The organism is Deltaproteobacteria bacterium HGW-Deltaproteobacteria-2 (assembly GCA_002840505.1).
GTDB lineage: Bacteria > Desulfobacterota > Syntrophia > Syntrophales > Smithellaceae > Smithella.
This window is the reverse complement of the sequence record PHBC01000001.1, coordinates 602,617-622,827: the sequence shown is the minus strand read 5'-3', so window position 1 is coordinate 622,827 and position 20,211 is coordinate 602,617. Positions and strand designations below refer to the sequence as shown.

General features: G+C 46.3%; 15 protein-coding genes. 4 read left to right on the top strand and 11 right to left on the bottom strand.

Annotated features, from left to right (window positions below):
- Positions 1 to 21: 21 nt before the first annotated feature.
- The 8 genes from CVU62_02820 to CVU62_02785 all read right to left on the bottom strand — a co-directional run bounded on the left by CVU62_02820 (position 22) and on the right by CVU62_02785 (position 9,436).
- Positions 22 to 924 (bottom strand): 2-ketoisovalerate ferredoxin oxidoreductase, encoded by a 903-nt coding sequence (locus CVU62_02820; protein PKN39450.1) that lies wholly within the window; start codon positions 922 to 924, stop codon positions 22 to 24.
- 216 nt (positions 925 to 1,140) lie between these two features.
- Entirely contained in the window at positions 1,141 to 2,340 is a 1,200-nt protein-coding gene (locus CVU62_02815) for a pyruvate ferredoxin oxidoreductase (GenBank protein PKN39149.1), read from the bottom strand.
- Between the two features lie 5 nt (positions 2,341 to 2,345).
- A complete protein-coding gene (locus CVU62_02810; protein ID PKN39148.1) occupies positions 2,346 to 2,654 on the bottom strand; it encodes a pyruvate ferredoxin oxidoreductase in 309 nt (102 codons plus the stop codon).
- A gap of 2 nt (positions 2,655 to 2,656) precedes the next feature.
- Positions 2,657 to 3,217: a ketoisovalerate oxidoreductase gene (locus CVU62_02805; GenBank protein ID PKN39147.1), complete on the bottom strand. Its 561-nt coding sequence runs from the start codon at positions 3,215 to 3,217 to the stop codon at positions 2,657 to 2,659.
- Between the two features lie 42 nt (positions 3,218 to 3,259).
- Positions 3,260 to 4,903: a GTPase HflX gene (hflX, locus tag CVU62_02800; protein ID PKN39146.1), complete on the bottom strand. Its 1,644-nt coding sequence runs from the start codon at positions 4,901 to 4,903 to the stop codon at positions 3,260 to 3,262.
- Between the two features lie 164 nt (positions 4,904 to 5,067).
- Entirely contained in the window at positions 5,068 to 6,438 is a 1,371-nt protein-coding gene (locus CVU62_02795) for a hypothetical protein (protein ID PKN39145.1), read from the bottom strand.
- A gap of 134 nt (positions 6,439 to 6,572) precedes the next feature.
- Positions 6,573 to 7,916, bottom strand: a complete 1,344-nt coding sequence (locus tag CVU62_02790; GenBank protein ID PKN39144.1) for a hypothetical protein — start codon at positions 7,914 to 7,916, stop codon at positions 6,573 to 6,575.
- Positions 7,917 to 8,062: 146 nt separating this feature from the next.
- Entirely contained in the window at positions 8,063 to 9,436 is a 1,374-nt protein-coding gene (locus CVU62_02785) for a hypothetical protein (protein ID PKN39143.1), read from the bottom strand.
- Between the two features lie 135 nt (positions 9,437 to 9,571).
- On the opposite strand from CVU62_02785, the gene CVU62_02780 reads away from it, so the two are divergent.
- Complete coding sequence (locus CVU62_02780) at positions 9,572 to 9,796, top strand: hypothetical protein (protein ID PKN39142.1); 225 nt, start codon at positions 9,572 to 9,574, stop codon at positions 9,794 to 9,796.
- A 322-nt stretch (positions 9,797 to 10,118) separates the two neighbouring features.
- Here CVU62_02780 and CVU62_02775 read toward each other — a convergent pair whose 3' ends face one another.
- From CVU62_02775 to CVU62_02765, 3 genes are all read right to left on the bottom strand, one after another.
- The gene (locus CVU62_02775; GenBank protein ID PKN39141.1) at positions 10,119 to 11,693 is read right to left on the bottom strand and encodes a hypothetical protein; all 1,575 of its coding nucleotides are present in this window, start codon (positions 11,691 to 11,693) and stop codon (positions 10,119 to 10,121) included.
- A gap of 698 nt (positions 11,694 to 12,391) precedes the next feature.
- Complete coding sequence (locus tag CVU62_02770; protein ID PKN39140.1) at positions 12,392 to 13,783, bottom strand: hypothetical protein; 1,392 nt, start codon at positions 13,781 to 13,783, stop codon at positions 12,392 to 12,394.
- Between the two features lie 556 nt (positions 13,784 to 14,339).
- Complete coding sequence (locus CVU62_02765) at positions 14,340 to 15,734, bottom strand: hypothetical protein (GenBank protein PKN39139.1); 1,395 nt, start codon at positions 15,732 to 15,734, stop codon at positions 14,340 to 14,342.
- Between the two features lie 503 nt (positions 15,735 to 16,237).
- Here CVU62_02765 and acs point away from each other — a divergent pair.
- The 3 genes from acs to CVU62_02750 all read left to right on the top strand — a co-directional run bounded on the left by acs (position 16,238) and on the right by CVU62_02750 (position 20,100).
- A complete protein-coding gene (gene acs / locus CVU62_02760) occupies positions 16,238 to 18,211 on the top strand; it encodes an acetate--CoA ligase (GenBank protein PKN39138.1) in 1,974 nt (657 codons plus the stop codon).
- A 123-nt stretch (positions 18,212 to 18,334) separates the two neighbouring features.
- A complete protein-coding gene (locus CVU62_02755) occupies positions 18,335 to 19,105 on the top strand; it encodes an electron transfer flavoprotein subunit beta (protein ID PKN39137.1) in 771 nt (256 codons plus the stop codon).
- A 23-nt stretch (positions 19,106 to 19,128) separates the two neighbouring features.
- Positions 19,129 to 20,100, top strand: a complete 972-nt coding sequence (locus CVU62_02750) for an electron transfer flavoprotein subunit alpha (GenBank protein ID PKN39136.1) — start codon at positions 19,129 to 19,131, stop codon at positions 20,098 to 20,100.
- Positions 20,101 to 20,211 lie beyond the last annotated feature (111 nt).

Here is a 20,211-nt window from a genome sequence, read left to right as displayed (position 1 = left end):
CGCTTTGATTTAGAGATGGCATCACTCGTCTTGTTTATAGTAATTAGCCCATTTCGCTTCGATCTGCTTCTGGATGTCGGCGATTTGTGCATCTGTAATAATTTTAAAACGTGATTGTGTGCGGAAATATTCACGCACCGGTATCAGCTTGCGTTTTTCCACCAGCTTTTCGGACGCTGCAGTCAGTTTGAACTCACCATGGACTATTTCATAGAGATCATAATATCCGGTTTCCACGGCAAGCCGGCCGATCTTGACTCCATATCGAGGGTCATATCCCCATCCCGGCGGGCAGGGAATATGGATGTGAATGTATTTGGTGCCCGGCATATCAACGCATTTTCTTATCTTGTCGAAAAGGTCCAGGGGGTAGGCGGCAGAGCAAGTGGCAACATAGCTTAAGTTATGTGCTGCCATGATTGCCGGTACATCCTTTTTCTGTTGCAGCTTCCCCTGAAAAGGCGTGTTTGCGGTTATGGCGCCGATAGGGGTTGTGCCTGAACGTTGAACACCGGTGTTCATATACCCTTCATTATCGTAGCAAAGGTAGATAAAGTTATCGCCACGTTCTGCCGCGCCCGATAAAGCCTGCAAACCGATGTCGCTCGTTCCGCCATCGCCTGCCCATGCGGCTACCTTAATCTTATCCTTGCCCTGTACCTTCAGTGTGGCCAAAACTCCTGTGGCTGCAGCGGCTGTGGAGGCAAAGGTTACATTCAGGCAGGGAAGCTTTGTCGAGGCAATCGGAAAGAGCCCCTGAAGGACCGTAAGACAACTCGGCGGCACAACAAGGATCGTGTCTTTCCCCAGAGCCTTGAGGCCTATCCTGTAGGCGATGGCCAGGGCGCAGCCGGTACATGCTCTTGTTCCCGGATGGACAAATTCTTCTGTCGGTAAACTTAAAATTGTAGTCTTCGCCTGCATTGATTCTCCAAGAAACTTTAATGCCAGCAAGGGTTTCGTTGGTGGCATGTATTGAATTCTCCTCTTTTGTAAAGAGGGGTTAGGGGAGATTTTTACGGGATTGCACCGATTAAAAATCCCCCTCAATCCCCCTTTTAAAAAGGGGGAAGAAGAAACTGTGCCAATTTTGTTCAGTTTCTTTCATGAATAACCAGTTTGAAAACTGGTGAAATTCTCCTAAAGTTTGAGCCCTATCCAAACGGGTTCCTGAGCAACCCTGCCTTTTGTCGCTGCCCGAAGGTGTTGTGTTAAATCTTCTGTCCGAATTTCGCGGTTGCCTATTCCCAAAATAAAATTCTGAACAACCGGCAATGCGTCTGTGCCCGAGAGATGTTCATAAAGTGCAGATTTTAAATCTGAGAAAAGTGCTCCTTCATAACCATAGCTCAACGCCTTTTCAAAAACGATTACGCCTTTTTTTCCTTTCAGAGCGTTGGCCAGAGCAACATCCGGGAATGGCCGGTAAAAACGAACGCCCATAACGCCGACTTTGATGCCTTCTTTTCTCAAGGCATCCACGCAAACACGCAACTGATAGGTCAGAGAACCCAATCCCACAGCAATATATTCTGCGTCATCACAAAGATAAGGTTCTATATAAGGGTTGCCGCCCCGGCCAAATATACCGGCAAATCTTTTTTCCGCTTCCGCGGCCACGGTAAGTGCTTTTCGCATTTCTTCATGAAGCAGATATCTGATTTCCATATATCCGTGAGCGAGCTCACCACGGACATCAAGCCGGACGTCAGGAAGAGTTACTGTATTGAGATTGGCAGGCTCATCGGGATTCAGAGCGTAATCCGGTTTAAACGGCGGCAGAAAGGCATCAACCTTTTCCTGATCCGGCACATCAAAGGGCATGTATGTATGAGATAGAATATAGCCGTCATAGCAGACCATAATCGGGATGCTTACCTTCTCCGCGAGCCAATAGGCTTTGATAACCGAGTCAATAATTTGTTGATGGTCAGCGCAATATATCTGCATCCAACCGGTGTCTCGCTGTGAAATCGAGTCCTGCTGATCATTCCAGACATTCCATGGAGCGCCTACCGCGCGGTTAACAACGCACATTACAATGGGAAGTCTGGCGCCTGCCGCCCACTGAACCTGTTCGTGCATATAGAGCAGCCCGTTGGCGCTGGTGGCGGTAAAGGATCTTCCTCCGGCTGATGATGCGGCAATGCACACGGCCAGAGCCGAATGTTCGCTTTCAACCGGAATGTATTCGGCTTTCATTTTACCTGATTCCACATACTCGGAGAGTTTTTCTGTCAGGGGAGTCTGAGGAGTAATGGGATAGGCGGCAATAACATTGGCACGGCAAAGCAGGACGCCCAACGCTGCGGCAACATTTCCGTTTTCTATAATATGCATTGCACCTAATCCTTTTCCTCTTTTGAGAATGCCGCTTCGTCAACCATCGTGATGGCTTTGGTCGGGCATTCTTCAGCGCAGATACCACATCCTTTGCAGTATTCCAGATCGATTTTCGGCGGTATAGTCCGGGAGATGACAATCTCCGGGCAGAAAAGCCAGCACATAAAACAGGCCTCTGTTTTCCTCTTGCAGGGGATACAGAGGCTCGTATTTAATACCGGCCGCTCCACCCTCCATGAACCGGTTCTTCCGCCGTCACCCGGCCCGGGTTCGCTGTGGGACGTTTTTCTTCTGTAGTTTCTGGTACCCATTTTCAATCTCGCGTCACAGTTTTTTCAAAGGCTATTTTGGCGGCTAATGAGTTCTTTTGGGGATTTCTTGTCCTGAATTCCTCTTCAATGCCTTTAGTCAGAGTATCAAAATTCAGGAGATTTGTGGCTTTCGCAAATGAACCGATAATTCCCGTATTGATTATACCATGAGGAAGGCCAGCCTCTACCGATATAGCCGTTATATCTGCTGTTGCCAGCCTGTAATTTTTGAAACTGTATGTTTCAAAAGCTTTTGGTGTGTTCAAAACGATGATTCCACCGGGTTTGAGGCCGCAGGTTACATCCCCTTCGGAAAGCAGCAGGTGGTCAAGAACAACAACAATATCCGGCTCTTCGATGGGTGATAAATCGTAAATTTTTTCTTTGGATATTTTCAGAGATGTCGTAACCGGCGCTCCACGGCGCTCCGTGCCGAAAGTTGGGGCCATAACAACTCCTGAATAACCGGAAATAAAGGCAGCTCCGGCAACAATCTTTGCCGCCGTTATGGCGCCCTGGCCGCCGCGGCCATGCCAGCGGATTTCAACAAATTCCTTGTTCATGAATAACTAACCATATCTTTATATCTTCTCCTTAGCATAAAATTAGCGGGCTGAAAAGGGGTGGTTAACGGATAACTGCGATTCTATTTTTTCCATCAATACGAAAAGAGTTCGTTTATCCAGCGCCGAAACAGCGACAGCATCCAGACGACGACAGAGATTTTGAAGCATTTCTTTGTCGGCAACGCGATCGGATTTATTGAGCACCCGGATAGTTGGCTTGCCGTTAATTTCCAGATCTTCCAGAATTTTTTCCACGGCGGCGATTTGCTCTTCAAACTGGCTGCTGCTTGCATCGATAACATGCAGGAGAATGTCGGCATCGAGCAGCTCGTCCAGCGTTGCCCGGAAAGCGGTGAATAATTCCTCCGGCAGACTGCGGATAAAACCGACCGTGTCGGTGATAATCGCTTCCGTGTCCTGAGGAAAACGCAGGCGGGCGCTTTTTGTGTCCAGCGTAGCGAAGAGTTTATCTTCAACTAAAACCGAGCTTTGGGTCAGGGTGTTGAGCAGTGTGGACTTGCCGGCGTTGGTGTAGCCGACGATGGAAATAATGGGCAGTCCTGTTTTTTCTCTTCTGCTGGAGCGTTGCCGCCGCGATTTTGTTATCGCTTTTAAATCCTTTTCCAGGCGGTGAATACGCTCGCGGATGCGGCGGCGGTCAATTTCCAGTTTTGTTTCGCCCGGACCAATGCCACCGATGCCGCCGGCCAGACGGGAAAGGGAAGTATCCACATGAGTCAGGCGCGGCAGGCGGTATCTGAGCTGCGCCAGTTCCACCTGAATTTTTCCTTCGCGGCTGTGCGCGCGCCGCGCGAAGATATCCAGAATGACCTGAGTACGGTCAATTATTTTCAAGCCGGTAAAATTGCTGATGGAACGCGCCTGTGCCGGCGTCAGCTCGTGGTCGAAGATGAGCATGTTGGCGCCGATTTGCGAAGCCCTCAGATCGATGGCGGATAGCTTTCCCCGTCCGACCATGAATTTAGGGTCGGGTTGAGGACGATACTGCACGATGGAATCAAAAACTTCGACGCCGCATGTGCGCGCCAGTTGGGCCAGTTCCGCAAGCGATGTTTCAGCTCCGGCGAGCGGATTCTTCTCCACACGCAGAAGAATGGCTTTTTCCACCGCGTCAATTTTCCGTGCTTTCTGTTTCCTTGCAAACTCATCTTCCAGTGCCTGAATGAAGGAAAGAAAATTTATCTGCAGCCGGTGCGGTTCTTCGGGCTTCATAATCAGCCAGTAGTCTCCATCTGGATTTTCTGCGATGAGATGCGCCCAGTGTATCACGCCGGGAGAGCCTTCCTGCTTGACTTCCAGCGCGCCGATAAGATCCAGCCGCAGATGGGACAAGTCTGTTAAATCCTCGTCCGAAAGTTCTTCGCCGTTTAAATGCGTGTGAATCAGCCGCAATCCTTTAAAGCGCAGAGAGGAAGAACGAAATCCGTCCAGATTAGGAATTAAAATACTTTTATGATCGCCGACGATAACGGAACTGATTTCGCCCTTGCGGCTGATGAGCAAGCCGATTTGCCGGTTGATTTCACGGGAGATAGAAGATAATTGCCGGGCCAGATCGTTAGTTATGATATTTTCCGGCGGGATGCCTTTGTGGCCGAGGCGTTCAATCTGTTTTATTTGCGCGGCGCGTAAACCTGTTGTATTTCCGTAAATCTTGTTGATGGGGGGACTTCCTTTATTAAATCTTTATCTTAGTACTTCCAACAATGTATTATATAAATCACTGTGGTGATTTGTTTATCACATTTTATGAGGATTAGTCAAAAAAATTACCCCCGGAAGGTTCGTCCTCCCGAGGGTAATTTGAAATTTAAGAAACTTTTCTCTTAGAAACTAAGGACAAGCTTATTGATGAGCATGTAGTCGTCAACAATGTTGTCAACTGGCCGGTCCACACCTTTATAGTAATCACCGGTAAAGAGATAACCCACGCCCAGCATATAGGACAGGTTATTGGTAATTTTATAAGTACCGACAAGGTCAATTTCCGTACCGTAGGTGCCGTTGGCAACTTCGTTAATATCAATTCCGAAGCCAGACACTTTTTTATCAGCTGTCGCATAGGATACTGCCAGCATGAGATCCCACTGCGGAGTGGGCTTCATACCGATTCTGCCCTGGAAGAACCAGGCATTGTTCATCGGGCCGCTGACTTGTGTACTGGTGTGTCCGTAAACACCGCCTAACCAGTAACCAAGAACATCATTGTTAAAAAGAATCAGGCAGGGATTCCAATCCAAACCGGCTCCATAAGTACCTTCCAGTTTATCTGCTGTGCCGGGATCATCACCGGAGACATAAGCAAAGGATCCTCCCGCATAAAACATGCCTAAATTGGCGGTGGCATCAAGAAAGACACTAAGTGCACTGATGTTCACATTGGTATTAGGTGAGTTATCTTCCCATTTGTAATCTCCGAATTCATAACCGACTTCACCCTGAAGATCAACCGGTCCGACCTTGACCTTGAAATAAGGCTGAATATAATATCCGCGTCTCAGATAGGCGTCGGGATAGCCGTCGGTTTTGTCTGTCGCGTCGCGGTCGTATCCGAAAAGAATACCGGTTTCACCCTTGACCTTATCGGTGTTGAATTTGTATATTCCGCCAATCCGGTAGGAATCCGCATCCACATCAGTATCCTCAGTGTATGAAGAATTCAGAGCGCTGTAGCTGTTATCCCATTCTTTTGCGTAAATGGCGATAAGAGTAAATGGCCCGACTGGTACTGAGTATTTAATTTGTCCGGTGGGATGAGTGGACCAATTGTTGAAAACGGTTCCCCAGACATAATCCGGCATATAACCAATCTGAAATCGGCCTATGAGAGAATTGTAATCAATATAAACAATGTCGAAAGCAATGTTTTCGTTTTCCGCATAAGTCCCTGCAGATTGCCACATATCATAATCTTGAGGATTTGATCTGGCGCCGCCCCAGATTCTTTCCATGGCATCAAAACGGGTAACCAGCTTTAGTGAGGGAGATACGACAAAATCGGTTCCGACGCGCAGTCTCTGAAAAAAGAACGCTGTGCTTATTTGCTCGTCACCGGGATGCTCGTCAACCCCGACTTTGTTTAAATACATTCCGGCGGCATAATATTCACCGCTAACCTTAACGTCAACCGCGAAGGCTGACACACCGAAGGCCATGATCAACCCCAGCGACAACAAAACTAACCAAAGTTTCTTCATTCTTTCCTCCTTTGTTTTGATAATATGACGGAGAATGTTTTGTCAATTACATTTTTGGAGGGGTAATGAAAAAATTACCCCCGGGAGAACGTCTTTTTTCCCGGGGGTAATATGAAAATTAAACAACTACTCTCCTAGAAAGTAAGAGTAAGTTTGTTGACAAGAATGTAATCATCAACAAGTTCGTAGCTCGGGTTATCAGAACCCTTGAAGTAATCACCGGTAAATAAATAACCAATGCCCAGCATATAGGACAGGTTGTCAGTGATTTTATAAGTGCCGGCAAGATCAATTTCCGTACCGTAGGTGCCATTAGCGTAACTCGCCAGTTTCTTATCGGCCATTGCATGAGCAACTGAAAGCATAGCACTCAACTGAGGGGTTGGTTTTACACCAACTCTGCCCTGAAAGAACCAGGCATTGGTCATTTTGCCGCTAGCAACTGAACCATCATAACCGGAGAGTCTGCCTACCCAGTAGTTAATGTCATTGTTGAATAGAATCAGACAGGGATTCCAATCAACACCGCCGGTGAGAGTACCACCTTCTTTCTTATCTGTTGTATTGGGATCATCGCCGGATACATAAGCAACGGTGCCGCCAGCATTGAACATACCGAAATTAGCGGTCGCATCAACCCATCCGCTGATTTGTTCGAGTTTAACATCATCGCCAGCAGCTATGTTGTCATAGTTACTGTCATCGCCGGTGGCGTAGTTAAGTTCCGCCTGTATATTTACAGGACCGACTTTAGCAATGACATAAGGCGTGAAAAGAAAATAATTTTTTATATAGTTAGTACTTGGTTTTGTATCGGCATAACGGTAGTAAATAATTTTCACAGCCGCCTTGCCGTCTTTCCATGAATAAACTCCTTCAATGGCATACGCATCTTTATCCGCATCCGTCCATGTTGCTGATGAATTAACGGCCGAATAGCTCTTATCGCCTACTTTTGTAAAATCAGCGTTAACTTTTATGGAATTCATAATGGGGTTGGAATAATATTTTATCCGCGCAGCGGGTACAGAACTGTTGCCGAAGATTGTTCCCGTGGTTCCATAATTCATATAACCAACATCAAAAGCGCCAATGGCCGATACATAGTTAATATAAGCCCAGTCAGCGGCGATGTTTTCATTTTCCGCACGGGTGCCTGCCGAATCTATATCCGCAGTTGTGTCGGTTGAACTTCTCGCTCCGCCCCAGATTCTTTCCAAAGCGTCAAAACGAGTGACCAGTTTCAGACAGGGAGATACTACGAAATCTGTTCCGACGCGCAGTCTCTGAAAATAGAAGGCTGTGCTCAATCCCGGATAACCATCATCCTGATTAATGGTATCATTTAAACTGGTTTTATTCAAATACATCCCAGCGGCATAATATTCACCGCTAACCTTGACGTCAACCGCGAAAGCCGACACGCTGAAGGCCATGATCAGCCCCAGTGACAACAAAACTAACCAAGATTTCTTCATTCTTTCCTCCTTTATACTTCTTTCAGAATCGATAATATGACGGAGAATGTTTTGTCAATTACATTTTTGGAGGGGTAATGAAAAAATTACCCCCGGGAGAACGTCTTTTCCCCCGGGGGCAATATGAAAATTAAACAACTACTCTCCTAGAAAGTAAGAGTAAGTTTGTTGATGAGAATGAAATCATTGCTAATTGATGTTGAAGCAATGTTTGCATTTGTATCGAAACCTTTGAAATAATCACCGGTAAAGAGATAACCGATTCCCAGCATATAGGACAGGTTATTGGTGATCTTGTAAGTGCCGGTAAGGTCAACTTCCGTACCGTAAGTGCTATGGGCGTAACCTGACGGTTTCTTGTCGGCTGTTGCGTAAGAAATTGAAAGCATGGCATCCAACTGAGGAGTGGGTTTTACACCAACTCTGCCCTGGAAGAACCAGGCATTGTTCATCCCGCCATTGACTGCGGAGCTTTCGTAGCCGTAAATAGTGCCAACCCAGTTGGCCGTATCGTAGTAATTAAACATGATCAAACAGGGATTCCAGTCGTAGCCGCCTTTAAGGGAGCCGCCTTCTTTTTTATCCGTAGTTCCCGGATCGTCGCCGGATACATAAGCAAACGTGCCGCCAACATAGATGGGAGCGAAAGTGGCTGTGGCGTCAACGAAAGCGCTCAAATTATCCAGTTTAACATCCGATGCGGTAGTATCAAATTCGCTGTAGTTGCCCGTTGCCCAGTTGATTTCCGCCTGTAAAGCCACAGGTCCGATTTTGGCAATGGCCCATGGTGTAAACGTGAAATAAGTTTGTTTATATTCGTCTGAAACTCTTTTTGTAGCATCACGAGTGTAAACGATTTTAAAGGCCGCCTTGCCCGATGCCTTATCGTTTTTGAAGTTGTAAACACCTTCAATTGCATACGCATCTTTATCTAAATCCGTGGCGCTTGCAGAAGTAACGGCCGAGGCGCTCTTGTCAGTTGTTTTTGTAATATCGGCATTAATGTTTATGGCATCTTTGATAAGGGGAGAATAATATTTTATTCTTCCTGCGGGGACAGCACTGTTGCCGAATATTGTTCCCGTGGCTCCGGAATTCATATAACCGACGTCAAAAGTACCGACAGGCGCTACGTAATTAATATAGGTCCAGTCAACCGCGATGTTTTCATTTTCTGCACGGGTTCCCGCTGAATCCACAGCCAGAGTTGTTCCTGTACTGCTTCTGGCACCGCCCCAGATTCTTTCCATAGCATCAAAACGGGTGACCAATTTCAGGCAGGGAGATACGACAAAATCCGTACCCACGCGCAATCTCTGGTAAAAGAAAGCTGTGCTGGGAGAGTAGTTATAGATTGTCACACCGCTAGAATTAACCCATTCATCCATTACACTAGTTTTATTTAAATACAATCCGGCGGCATAATATTCACCGCTAACCTTGACGTCAACCGCTAAGGCTGACACACTGAAGGCCATGACCAGCCCCAGTGACAACAAAACCAACCAAAATTTCTTCATTCTTTTCTCCTTAATAAAAAAAGAGTTAACAATTTATGCTTTTAAAAAACGGGTATTTTCTAAAAGCGACTCTGACTTCTAAATATCTTATTTCTATGAAAAGATTAATAACAAATTCTTTTGCGGGGGGAGTATATGAAAAACAATTCTGCGTGTCAAGGAAATATTGTATCAAACATGACACAGTATGATATCAACGAGAAGGAAAGGTTACTATCTTTGCTTACGCAGGATAGTACAGTCTATCCGTGGGGAGTATATCTCTTTGCTTTGCACAATGGACAGTTCGTACAAAAAAATTCAATACGCTTTGCTCCTGGGATAGTTCGATCATCAATCTTCAGCGCACTTCGTTTCTGAAGATTCTCTTTATCCCGCTACGCCGCGCTTCGGGGATAGCTCGACTATCCAATTCCGATATGTTTCACTTTCTGAATTAGAGTTTCACTCCCCACGTCGTTCCGACATGTCGTGGACTCCTGGAATAATTCGTCCAGCAAGCCTCAGTGCGCTGCGCTTCTGATGCTTGGGGATTTCATTATCCCGCGTCGCTACGCTCCTGGGATAATTCGCTCTAAGATTTTTCGTTCACTACGTTTCGAAAAATCAAGGCTCATTAAAAAACCCCCGGGAGGATTTGCATCCTTCCGGGGGTTGGTTTAAAGGTTAAACTAAAGCTCTCTTAGAAGCTAAGAGTAAGTTTGTTGAGTAGCATGTAGTCATCTGTAACATCGTTGTTTGTGGTACCTTTAAAATAATCACCGGTGAAGAGATAACCTGCGCCCAGCATGTAGGTCAGGTTATTGGTGATTTTGTAAGTAGCGGTAATATCAATTTCCGTACCGTAAGTGCCGTTGGTAGCTTGGGTAGGATTACCACCTAAACCTACAGTAGTAGGAGGCACGCTTGCAGGAGGGTAATAACCGTTGTTGAAAACAGGTTTCTTATCAACGAACGCGTGAGAAAGTGAAGCCACAATATCCCACTGTGGTGTCGGTTTCACACCAATTCTGCCCTGGAGTAACCAGGCATTGGTCATTCCTGAGTCATCTGTTTTTAAAGTAAAATCTTTCAGGTTTGGATTTTGGGTTCCTGTGTAACCAGGCAGCGATCCAGCCCAGTAATAACGATCAAAGTTAAACAGAATCAAACAGGGATTCCAATCGGTTCCTCCTGTTATTATACCACCTTCTTTTGCACCTTTGGTTGCCCCGTCATCACCGGAAACAAAAGCAACGCTACCGCCAACATAAACCTTACCTAAATCAGCCGTCGCATCAACCCAGCCGGCCCAATTGTCCAGTCTCACATTTTCGTATAAAAAATCGGGGAAAGGAGATCCAGCAGGATTTTCTTCCCATTTAATATAATCACCGAAGCCATAAAGAACCTCAGCCTGAATTTTGACCGGACCGAATTGTGCTTTAACGTAGGGGTCTAATATAGTGATTTGTTGTTTAACCCCGGGTGCATATGGGCTAACTGAGCTTAGGTCTCTGCCATATGCGGAACGGACGTGTTTTATCAACAGACCAACCGCACCATCCTTAAAAGAATAGTTGCCGGCTACGACATACTGATCCACATCAGAGTCGGTTCTGTTGGAGCCCATGCCGCTGGTGTTTACTGCTGAATAGCTAATGTCTTTAAATTTTCCGATATAAGCCACCCCTGTCCATGGACCGACTTTCACAGCGTATGTAATTCGGCCGAGTGGTTTCGAGCTATTCGCAAACACGGTTCCCCAAACTTCATCCTCCTGATATCCGACCCTGAAAAGACCGATGGGAGAAGTGTAATCAATATAGGCATAGTCAAAGGCGATGTTTTGATTTTCCGCTGTGGTTCCTGCTGAGCCCATGTCATAATCCGAGTACGTCCCGAGTTGACTCAAACCTCCCAAGTTGCCAGAAGAACCGGGGGTTGATCTTGCCCCGCCCCAGATTCTTTCCATGGCATCAAAACGGGTGACCAGTTTCAGGCAGGGGGATACGATAAAGTCCATACCCACGCGCAGCCTCTGATAAAAGAAGGCAGTGGAGTAGCCGGCAGGACCGCCGCCGTCAACAAGTGCTAAGCTTTGTCCAGATGGCACATAATAATAATAATTTTCTGCTGTTTTTCTTAATGTTGTATTGTCCAGATACATTCCAGCGGCATAATATTCGCCGCTGACCTTGACGTCAACCGCGAAGGCTGACACACTGAAGGCCATGACTAGCCCCAGCGACAACAAAACTAACCAAAATTTCTTCATTCTTTCCTCCTTATAATTAAAGAGTGGATAAAACCTGCTTTGGGGAAACGGGTATTTCTCCAAGCCACTGCATCTTCAATATTCTGCATTTTTACGAGACGTACTTTTCGTAAAAAGTGCAAAACATTGTTGATGTTGAAACTAACATAAGATAATAGGAAAGTCAAGGTGATTTAAACTATTGTAATATGTATCAATATGCCCGGATGTCCGGTCAAGAAATTTCTTGAATTAGGAATTTGTCCAGCAAGCTTCAGTACGCTACGCTTCTTAAGATGGGGAATCATTATCCCACGTCGTCCCGACATGTCGTGGACTCCTGAGATAATTCGTCTAGTGTGACGTTTCAATAAGACCTTGTCGTAACGGCCAAAGAGACTGTTTCACAATTAACTTTTCTGTCATAATGTACTTGTGTGTCCCCCGCTGGCGGGGGATTAAGGGTGTTGATGTGTTAATATAGCCAGAATCTTCGTTCAATTTACAAATAAGTTCTTTATCCACCGCCGTCCCGATTTCGCATCGGGATACCTCCGCCAGCGGAGGATATGGAACGACATTTTCGCTCTCGGTCGATATGACAATTTATTTACGGGACACGATACCAGCACTTCAAAATTTAAACCCCGGGAGGATTTACATCCTTCCGGGGTTTAGTCAAAAGTTTAAACCCAGCATCCGCCGGGGCGAGCCACTCTTTAGAACGTGAGTGTCAGTTTATTGATGAGAATGAAATTATCCTGGATACTCATTTCCCACGGTAAATCGTCATATCCCTTGAACAGATCGCCAGTGAACAAATAACCTACGCCCAGCATATAGGACAGGTTATTGGTAATCTTGTAGTTTCCGACAAGGTCAATTTCCGTTCCGTAAGTTCCGTTAGCAAAGCTGTAACCAGTATTAAGAGTATCTGGTTTCTTATCGGCAAATGCGTAAGATGCTGAAAGCAGTACATCCAACTGGGGAGTGGGTTTCACGCCGACTCTGCCTTGGAAGAACCAGGCATTGTACATTATGTCGTTGACGTATGAGTCTACGTGACCGGGGATCCAACCTGCCCAGAATCTTAAATCATTATTGAACAGAATTAAGCAGGGATTCCAATCCAAACCACCAGTAACATAATAGCCACCTTCTACTTTATCCTGTGTGCCGGGATCATCGCCGGAGATGTAAGCAGCGGAACCGCCTACGTTAAAAATACCGAAATTGGCAGAGGCATCAAGAAAGACACCCAATTCGCTTAAGCTAACATTGGGGTCAGTGTTTCCATCTTCCAGTTTCATCGCGTCGCCCCATGCATACTCTAATTCCGCCTGAAGGGTGACTGGTCCAATCTTGGTTTTAACATACGGTGCTATCATGTAAATGTTGGACTTATGAGTAGGCTTGAAATTTGCTCTATTAGTTGCATCGCGATCATAGGAAAGGAGAATACCGGTTTCGCCTGCTACGTTATTGCCCTTGAAGTTATAAATGGCGCCCATACGGTAGGAATCGTAATCCAGATCGGTTGTTGAGGAACTTGTAATAGCGCTAAAGCTGTTGTCTGTTTCCTTGGCATATATGCCTAAAAGAGTGAGCGGGCCAAAATTTTTCCAATACTGGATTTGGCCTACAGTGGCTCCTTCGCCCCAGTTATCAAAAACTGTTCCCCAAACCCAATCCTGCTGATAACCGACTTTGAACTGTCCAATGGGTGATGTATAGTCAATGTAGACGAGATCGATGGAAATATTTTCACCTTCCGCCCGCGTTCCACCTCCATAGGAATAGCCGTAATAATCTCCACCAGATCCCGGATTTGATCTTGCGCCGCCCCAGATTCTTTCCATGGCGTCAAAACGAGTGACCAGTTTCAGGCAGGGAGATACGATAAAGTCTGTACCCATGCGCAGTCTCTGATAAAAGAAGGCTGTGCTGGTATCAGCATCTGCACCATCAGGGTTTGTAAATACTTGAGTCTTGTTTAAATACAATCCGCCGGCGAAATATTCGGCGCTGACTTTAACGTCAACCGCGAAGGCTGACACACTGAAGGCCATGATAAGCCCCAGTGACAACAAAACTAACCATAATTTCTTCATTCTTTCCTCCTTAAAATAGAAAAGAGTAGAATTAACGCTTTTGGGGAAACGGGTATTCCCCCTAAAGCAACTCCAACATCATTAATATGATGCACCTTAACGGAAGTACTTTTCAAGTTATGTGCAAAATATTATTGTTTATTCGCTAGCATAAAACAAAATGATAGTCAAGATGATTTTAAGTCATTGAAAGAAAGACATTATTTTGTTTTTTTATAAATTTTATTATTATGAATTCATCCTGAGTATTTACTTCTGATTTTTCTTGCTGTCTTGTATAGGCGGGATAGTTTATCCAGCAAGTTCTGGTGCGCTTCGTTACTGAAGATAGGAAATCATTATCCCGCGTCTTCCCGACATGTCGTGGACTCCTGGGATAGTTCGACCATCAAGTTCCAGTGCGTTTCACTTCCCGCGTCGCTTCGCTCCTGGGATAATTCGCTCTAAGATTTTTCGTGCACTACGTTTCGAAAAATCAAGGCTCATTAAAAAACCCCGGGAGGTTACCCGCCCTCCCGGGGTCTAGTTCAGAGATTAAACGATAAAGCTTTTACTCTTAGAAAGTAAGAGTAAGTTTGTTAATAAGGATGAAATCATTATCAACAATTGGATCTATGCAAGTATCACCATAGTAATTACCAGTGAAGAGATAGCCTGCGCCCAGCATATAGGACAGGTTATTGGTGATTTTGTAGGTACCGGTAAGATCAATTTCCGTACCATAGGTACCGTTGGCGAATCCGGATGGTTTCTTGTCTGCAAAAGCGTGAGAAACTGACAGCAGAACATTCAACTGAGGTGTCGGGTTGACACCAACTCTGCCCTGGAAGAACCAGGCATTGCTCATAGGACCGCCGATGTTGCCGTCATGACCGCTAGCAAGGCCGCCTACCCAGTAGTTAATAATATCGTTGTTGAACATAATCAAGCAGGGATTCCAATCTATACCAGCGTTGCTGTAACCTTCAGCTCTATCGCTGGTACTTGTATCGTCACCGGAAAGCCATGCAACAGAGAGTCCCGCGTTGACAATGCCAACCTTAACAGCGCCATCGAGGAAAAGTCTCCATGCATCAATTTTTACGTCAGTATAAGTATTGCCTTCGGCATCATAATCCTTAGAATCACCAAAGGTATAAAAACCTTCACCCTGCAGAGCTACCGGTCCAATCGCGGTTTTAAAATAGGGGTTCACGGTGTAAGCTCTGGTCATATAGGAAGAAGACCCTTCATGCTTGTGTGTTGCATCGCGGCCGTAAATCAAGAGAACGCCGGCTTCGCCGTTGACTTTGTCATTCTTGAATTTGTAAATACCGCCAACTCTGTAAGAGTCGTAATCATGGTCGGTCTGATCTTCATAGGTAACAGCGCTATAACTGAAATCAGTCATTTTAGCGATCATGGCTACAACAGAAAATGCTCCGAAGGTTCCATCATATCTGATCTGACCGGTGGGAGTTGCTTCGCCGTTATTGCCGAAAATTGTTCCCCATGTAGATTCTTTCTGATAACCAACGCGGAACTGGCCAACGGGTGCTGTATAATCAATGTAAACCAGGTCGAAAGCGATATTTTCGTTTTCTGCTCTGGTACCTGCGGATGTAGAATCAAGGCCGGAATTCTCATGTGGTGAGGCTCCACCATATCCAGGATATGATCTTGCGCCGCCCCAGATTCTTTCCATAGCGTCAAAACGGGTGACCAGTTTCAGGCAGGGAGATACGATAAAGTCCGTGCCCACGCGCAGTCTCTGAAAATAAAAGGCTGTGCTCCCAACATTATAATCAGCTATGTCAGTTCCATCTCCGTGACCACCAGTTGTATTAATTCTATTTAAATACAAACCAGCGGCATAATATTCGCCGCTGACTTTAACGTCAACCGCGAAGGCTGACACACTGAAGGCCATGATCAACCCCAGTGACAACAAAACTAACCAAAATTTCTTCATTCTTTCCTCCTTAATTGGAAAAGATCAAATTTACCGCTCCCGGAAACGGGCATTTCCCGAAGCGACTCCAACTTCTCTGATATCCTGCGCTTTTACTGAATATAGAGATTGTTTCTCAACGCCAAGCGCAAGATAAATTTGTTGTGCGTAACACAAAATAATAAAAGTTGTCAAGAAATATTTAGACTGGTTTTTCGCCGTAATGACTAGAAATTTCAGTAATATCTGTCTCTCTCACTAATTGTAATACTCATCATGAGACTTCCCGAGATAGATGGCCTCATGTTGTGCTTTTAAATAGCGCATCGTGCTCTTAAATATTTCTTGACATCAAAGCGATCTTAAGGTAGGGAAAATCCCAAGGCAGACATGACTTGCAGTCAAATTATGACCTCTGTTCATAAAATGTCATACAATATAAGTAGTTAGAGTAATTGCGTTGCCGGTATCAAGGCGTTACTAAAGACGTTAAAATCATAAAAAAATAGGGAGGAAGAAATATCATGGCTGATGCACCAAAAGTTCAATTAAAGGAAATATATCCGATTCCGGAAGCGGCGAAGAAAAAAGCCTGGGTAAGCGGCAGAGAAGCTTACGACAAACTCTGGAAGCGTTCAGTGGAAGAGCCCGAGAAATTCTGGGCGGAAATAGCCGAACAGCAGGTAACCTGGTTCAAAAAATGGGACAAGGTTATGGATTACAACTTTGACATTAAAAAAGGTCCCATCTACGTTAAATTCTTTGAAGGTGGAAAACTCAACATTTCTTACAACTGTCTGGACAGACATCTCGAAAAACGCGGCAATCAGGTTGCTATTCAGTGGGAAGGCAACGAACCGGGCGAAGCAAGAGCAATAACCTATAAAGAGCTGCATGAAGAAGTTTGCAAGTTCGCCAATGTTCTGAAGGCCCAAGGCGTTCAGAAGGGCGACCGTGTTATTCTTTACATGCCGATGGTTCCCGAGTTGGGCATTGCCGCTTTGGCCTGCTCACGTATCGGCGCCATTCATGGTATCGTATTCGGCGGATTCAGTGCTGACGCTCTTCGTGACAGAATTGTCAACTGCGAAGGCAAGGTTCTGGTTGTTTGCGATGGAACTTTCCGCGGCAATAAGGCTGTTCCCCAGAAAGCGACTGCCGACGATGCATTAAAATCATGTCCATCCGTCAAGTCAGTTATCGTTGTCCAGAGAGTCGGCGACAAGATTAAGTGTGAAATGACCGCCGGCCGCGACAAATGGTATCATGAAGAAATGAAGAAAGTTGACGCCAATTGCAAACCGGAAGAGATGGATGCCGAAGATCCATTGTTCATCCTTTATACGTCAGGTTCCACCGGACAACCCAAGGGTGTTATGCACACTACGGGCGGTTATCTGGTTTACGGCTCCTACACTCACAAGATTGTTTTCGATTATCATGACGGCGACATGTACTGGTGCACCGCCGACCTGGGCTGGGTTACGGGTCATACCTATATTCTTTACGGTCCTCTCTGCAATGGCGCAACATCCGTTATGTTTGAAGGCGTTCCCAATTATCCGACCTACAGCCGCTTCTGGCAGGTAGTCGAGAAATACAAGGTCAACATTTTCTACACAGCTCCGACCGCTATCCGCGCTATTGCTAAAGAAGGCGATACGTTCGTAAAGAGTTGCGACATCTCCAGTCTGCGCACGCTGGGTACAGTCGGCGAGCCGATCAACCCCGAAGCATGGAACTGGTATTTCAACCTGATCGGCCGCGGCGAATGCCCCATTGTGGACACTTGGTGGCAGACTGAAACCGGTGGAATTTTGATTACACCGCTCCCTGGCGCGATTGAAATCAAACCCGGTATGGCTACACTGCCTTTCTTCGGCGTACAGCCGGTGTTGGTTGACGATGAAGGAAAAGAATTTACCGATACAGTAGCTAGCGGCGCTCTGTGCATCAAAGTACCATGGCCCGGCATCATGAGAGGCGTTTACGGCGATCCCAAGAGATTCCAGGAAACCTACTTTGAACAGTTCCCCGGCTACTATGTAACCGGTGACGGCTGCCGCCGCGATAAAGACGGCTACTATCAGATTACCGGCCGTATCGACGACGTTATCAATGTTTCCGGTCACCGCATGGGAACAGCCGAAGTCGAAAGCGCACTGGTTGCTCATAAGTCTGTTGCAGAAGCCGCCGTTGTCGGCATGCCTCATGAAATCAAGGGTCAGGGCATTTATGCTTACGTAACCCTGAAGACCGGTGTGGAGAAATCCGATGCTCTGAAGAAAGAATTGATTGCTCATGTCCGCACGGTTATCGGACCCATCGCGACACCCGACAAGATTCAGTGGGCCGATGGTCTTCCTAAAACACGCAGCGGCAAGATCATGAGAAGAATTTTGAAGAAAGTTGCCGCCAACGATCTGGGCAACTTGGGTGACACCAGCACGCTGGCCGATCCATCAGTTGTTGACGATATCGTCAAAAATAGACTGTAAAACATTAAGTCCGGTTCCCTGGAAAAGGGGAATCGGACTTTTTTATAAAACCTACAAAGAAAAAATAAAAATGCGTGTTTTTCCCTCAAAAGAAAGATGTGCAGAAGAAGGAGGTTGGACAAAGTGAATATTATCGCATGTGTAAAACAGGTACCGGATACTGAAGCCCAGATCAAGGTCAAAGCTGACGGATCAGGAATAGAAGATGGCCAGATTAAATGGGTCATGAATCCTTATGATGAATTCGGCGTCGAAGAAGCTCTGAAACTTAAAGAAAAAAATGGCGGGGATGTAACGATTGTCTCCGTGGGACCGGCAAGAGCAATGGAAACAATCAGAACCGCTCTGGCTATGGGTGCGGATAAAGGCATTCATATCAGTGATCCCGCTCTGGATAACGCCGACGCTTTTGTCACGGCGTCTGCCCTGGCCGCTGCTATTAAAGGACTGCCCCATGACATTATCTTCTGCGGACAGCGCGCCATTGACGATGACTCCGGTCAGGTCGGAGCAATGCTGGCCGAACTGCTGGGAATTCCCCAGTTGACTCTGGTCACCAAATTGGATTTTGCCGGATCTTCCGTGAAAGTTATTCGGCCGATAGAAGGAGCACAGCTCTCAATAGAAACCAGCTTACCCTGCGTGGTAACGGCTCAGAAAGGTCTCAACGAACCCCGCTACGCCTCGCTTCCCGGCATTATGAAAGCCAAGAAGAAACCAGTGGATGTGAAAAACGCGGCGGCTTTGGGAATTGCCACAGATGTGAAAGCCAAAGTAGCCAAAGTTGTTCCGCCCCCAGCCCGAGCTGCCGGCAAGATAATTTGCGGTGATGATGCAGCGCAGAAGGCGGCGGAAGTGGCCCGGTGTCTCAGGGAAGAAGCTAAAGTTATTTAATTTAAAAGCGGAGGAATTGAAAAATGGCAAAAGGAATATTTGTAATTGCAGAACAAAGAGACGGCGCCCTGCGTAAAGTAAGTTTTGAGCTTGCTTCCGCAGCCAGAAAACTGGCTGATCAGACAGGAGATGAAGTCAGCGCCATTCTGCTTGGTTCAGGTATAGAAAGTCTGGCTGCCGAATTGGGTAAATTCGGTGTGGATAAAGTTTTTGTAGGCGACAACGCGGCTTTGGAACCTTATGTTACCGAAGCACACGCTCAGGTGGTTGCCAAAATATTAAAAGATAACGATGCGGCAATCGCACTGTTTGGCGCGTCCGTTCAGGGCAAGGATCTTTCCGCCCGCGTAGCTGCTAAATTGGCCGGTGGTCTCGCCACTGATTGTACTGATATCAAAGTAGATGGCGGAAAATTTGTAGCAATTCGTCCCATGTACGCCGGCAAGTGCTTCGCCGATGTAGTCTTCAATACCACCCCGGCGATGGCATCGCTTCGCCCCAACGTGTTCGCGGCTGTGGAAAACGCCAAAGCCGCCGCGGTGACCAAGGTTGATGTGGCTGTTGATGCTCCCAAGAGCAAGGTTCTGGAAGTGCAGAAAGACACCAGCGGCAAGGTTGACTTGACCGAAGCTAATATCATTGTATCCGGCGGACGCGGTATGAAGGGTCCGGATGAATACAAGATTCTTGAAGAACTGGCTGACGTACTCAAAGGCACAGTCGGTGCTTCCCGCGCAGCAGTTGATGCCGGATGGCGTCCGCAAAAAGATCAGGTAGGACAGACCGGAAAAGTTGTTTCTCCGAATCTGTACATCGCTTGCGGAATTTCCGGAGCTATTCAGCATTTGGCCGGCATGAGCTCATCCAAGTGCATCGTGGCTATTAATAAGGATGCGGAAGCCCCCATCTTTACCAAGGCCGATTATGGTGTTGTGGATGATCTTTTCAAGGTTGTTCCCGAGTTGACCGCTGCCTGCAAGAAATTGATGGCTTAAAAATTTCAGTAATAACTGCTTTCGGCAACGGTTATAGCTGTTGCCGAAAGCAGATTATAAAAATATAAAAACTATACATTTTATAATTTTGTATTCAAGTCAATAAGGACT